General features: G+C 69.0%; 2 protein-coding genes. Both read left to right on the top strand.

Annotated elements, in window-relative coordinates; all coding sequences use genetic code 11:
* Positions 1–210 precede the first annotated feature (210 nt).
* Positions 211–867 carry a dTMP kinase gene (gene tmk / locus Y706_RS0109095; RefSeq protein WP_028276354.1) on the top strand — a complete coding sequence of 219 codons (657 nt, stop codon included), beginning with the start codon at positions 211–213 and terminating at the stop codon, positions 865–867.
* Positions 864–1363: AAA family ATPase (locus Y706_RS30120; RefSeq protein ID WP_043435662.1), on the top strand; the 500-nt coding region annotated here is incomplete at its 3' end. The genes tmk and Y706_RS30120, both read left to right, overlap by 4 nt.

A 1363-nucleotide genomic window follows, 5' to 3' on the forward strand; every position in this document is an offset into this window, starting at 1 on the left:
TGCGCGGCGGGCGCCCTGCCGCCACAACCAGGGAATCCGGCGAAAGCGTGGCGGCCTGTTCTTCAGAAAGACTCATGAGGACAGGGTACGTGGGGGCCCGGCAGGGTACCCAAGCCGTTACGCCGCAGACTTTGCGCAGACTAGAGTGTCGGTGATTGTCGGTACTCTTGAACGGTGACTACCCAGAGCCCCGGAGCGTCCCGCCGAAAGTTGACCGGCCTGTTGCCCGGACTGTTTATTGCCTTCGAGGGCGGAGACGGCGCCGGCAAGTCCACGCAGGCGGCTGAACTCGCCAAAGCCCTGGAATCGGATGGTTTTACCGTGCTGCGGACCCGGGAACCGGGCGGCACGGCGATCGGCGAGAAGCTGCGGTCCCTCGTGCTGGATCACGGCCACGGCCACATCGATGCCCATACAGAGGCCCTGATTTTCGCGGCGTCCCGGGCCGCGCACGCGAGCCAGGTCATCCGTCCCGCCCTGGAACGCGGCGAGATCGTCCTCACGGACCGGTACATCGATTCCTCGGTCGCGTACCAGGGCGCCGGCCGAGGCCTCGGAACGCAGGCGGTCCGGGACATCAATGCGTGGGCAACATCGGACCTGCAGCCGGACCTTACCGTACTCCTCGACGTCGAACCCGCCGTTGGCCGACAGCGGCGCACCGCCGGCGAGGCCGCCGAAGACCGCCTCGAGTCCGAGGCCGACGAATTCCATGCCAAGATCCGGGCGGCCTTCCTGGACCTCGCCTCGGCCCGGCCTGAGGCGTATCTGGTGCTGCCCGCCCGGCTGCCCGTCGCCGAACTCGCCGCCCGCATCCTCGAGCGCGTCGAATCCCTGCTGGCCGTCACCCAAAGCAGCACAGCATGACGGTCTGGGACGACCTCCAGGGCCAGGACGCCGTCGTGGCCCAGTTGCGCCAGGCAGCCCAGAACGAAGGGCTCACGCACGCGTGGCTTTTCACCGGACCGCCCGGCTCCGGCCGTTCCAACGCCGCGAAGGCGTTCGCCGCGGCCCTGAACTGCGACCAGGAGGACGTCAGCCTGCGCGGCTGCGGCGAATGCCCGGCGTGCCTGACCATCCTCGGCGAAACCCATTCCGACGTCTCGTTCGTGCGCACGGAGAAGGTCACCATCACCATCGACGAGGCGCGTGAGCTCGTGTCCACCGCCGGGAACCGGCCCTCGTCGGGCCGGTGGCGGATCATCGTGGTGGAGGACGCGGACCGGATGGCCGAGCGGACCACCAACGTGCTGCTCAAGGCCATCGAGGAACCCACGCCCCGCACCGTCTGGATGCTCTGCGCCCCCTCCCCCGCCGATGTCCTGGTGACCATCCGCTCCCGCTGCCGGCCGGTGGCGCTGCG

Source organism: Arthrobacter sp. I3 (assembly GCF_000520575.1).
GTDB lineage: Bacteria > Actinomycetota > Actinomycetes > Actinomycetales > Micrococcaceae > Arthrobacter > Arthrobacter humicola_A.